The organism is Actinomyces polynesiensis (assembly GCF_000820725.1).
Lineage (GTDB): Bacteria > Actinomycetota > Actinomycetes > Actinomycetales > Actinomycetaceae > Pauljensenia > Pauljensenia polynesiensis.
On sequence record NZ_CCXH01000088.1, the window covers coordinates 1 to 1,683 of the forward strand.

General features: G+C 69.4%; 2 protein-coding genes. Both read left to right on the forward strand.

Translation table 11 applies throughout. The features are described 5' to 3' along the window. Positions 1–243: 243 nt before the first annotated feature. Positions 244–837: an MptD family putative ECF transporter S component gene (locus TA90_RS03460; RefSeq protein WP_043534632.1), complete on the forward strand. Its 594-nt coding sequence runs from the start codon at positions 244–246 to the stop codon at positions 835–837. Further along, positions 837–1,604, forward strand: coding sequence for an energy-coupling factor transporter transmembrane component T (locus TA90_RS03465; RefSeq protein WP_052450452.1), 768 nt, complete (start codon positions 837–839; stop codon positions 1,602–1,604). The genes TA90_RS03460 and TA90_RS03465 overlap by 1 nt, the downstream gene beginning before the upstream one ends. Positions 1,605–1,683 lie beyond the last annotated feature (79 nt).

Genomic DNA, 1,683 nt, shown 5'->3' on the forward strand with positions numbered 1-1,683 from the left:
CGTCAGTCCCGGCCTCCGGGGAGGCGCCCGCCGGTCTCCGGTGGCACCCCACCCTCCGGGCGCTCCCGCTGAGGTCCTGCGGCGGCCCTCACACGGCGGACGTCCCCGCCGCCGCCCCGACCCCACACGGGTGGGGACCCGACCGGTCTCGGACACTGCCGCCGGGGACCTGGGACCCATGCGCGGGCTTTATCAGTAGGTAAGGCTTACCTTATCTTCACATCGACGAGATCTGGAGCACCAATGCCACGCACCAGCGCCGGCCTTTCACCCCGCAACCTCATCAACATCGGCGTCTTCACGGCGATCTACTTCGTGATCACGTACGTGAGCGGCATGCTGGGCTTCTTCAACCCCTTCATGATGTTCGTGGGGTGGGTGGTCGGTATCCTCCTCAACGGCACGGTCATCATGCTCTTCCTGGCCAGGACACCGGTGTTCGGTGCCCTCACGATCCCCTACACGGTCGTCGGCCTGCTGATGGTCCTCTCGGGGCACGTCTGGTACACGGTCCTCGGAGCGGCACTCCTGGGGTTCACGGCCGACCTGGTCGCCAACTCCGCCCACTACCGGTCCCTGCCACGCAATGTCGTGGCCTACGCGATCGCCGAGCTGTCGCTGGTGGTCCCGCTGTTCCCGATCTTCCACCAGTCGGACGCCTACTTCGCGGGCATCGTCTCCAGCATGGGCCAGGAGTACGCCGACGGGATGCACGCCCTCTTCACCCCGGTGGTCCTCGTCGTGTGGGCAGTGGTCATCCTCGTCACCGCCCTGCTGGGGGGATGGATCGGGACCCGCGTCCTCCACCGCAACTTCGAGAGGGCCGGAGTCGCCTGATGTCCTCGACCCCGTCCGCACTCAGGGCCGCTCCTGCGCTGTCCGGCGGAGCACCCGTGCGCGTGCGCCTGCTCCGCCTCGACCCCCGCACCAAACTCCTGGTCCTGGTGGTGGTCAACGCGATCACCCTGAGGAGCAGTCCCACCGCGGTCGTCCTCGCTGCCGCGGTCCTCGTGGCGGCACTGCTCCTGACCGTCACCAGCAGCTGGGCCCTGAGGCCCTACCTCCTCACCTTCGGCGGGACACTCGCCTGCTTCCTCCTGCTGCCACTGCTCTGGCACTCCACGGCGTCAGCCTTCATCGCGGCGGCCGCCTTCTGGTTCAGTCGCTTCACGGTGTCCCTCGGGATGGCCGGGTACGTCGTGTCCACCACGGGCGCCTCCGAGATGGCGGCCGCACTGAGGGGTCTGCACGTCCCCCAGACCATCGTCATCCCCTTCACCGTCATGCTGCGGTTCATCCCGACGGTCGGCGCCGAGGTGCACGCCATCTCCGACGCCATGCGTCTGAGGCGTGTGTTCCCCGGGGCCTTCGGGCTCATCTCCCACCCTGCACGGGCCACCCAGTACCTGATGGTCCCCCTGCTCGCCTCCACGACGCGTCTGGCGGACGATCTGAGCGCCTCCGCCCTGGTCCGGGGACTCGGCGCGATCCCCAGGCCCACCAGCATCGTGCGCCTCGGCCTGGGTACCGGTGACCTGGTGGCACTGCTGGCCACGGCCGCCCTCATCGCGCTGCGCCTGTCCGGATGGGGGGTACGGGCGTGAATGCCTCCCCCGCCGACGCCACGTCGGGAGCCTCCCCGGCCGGCCTCGTGCCGGGGCGCACCACGGCAACCGAGCCGGG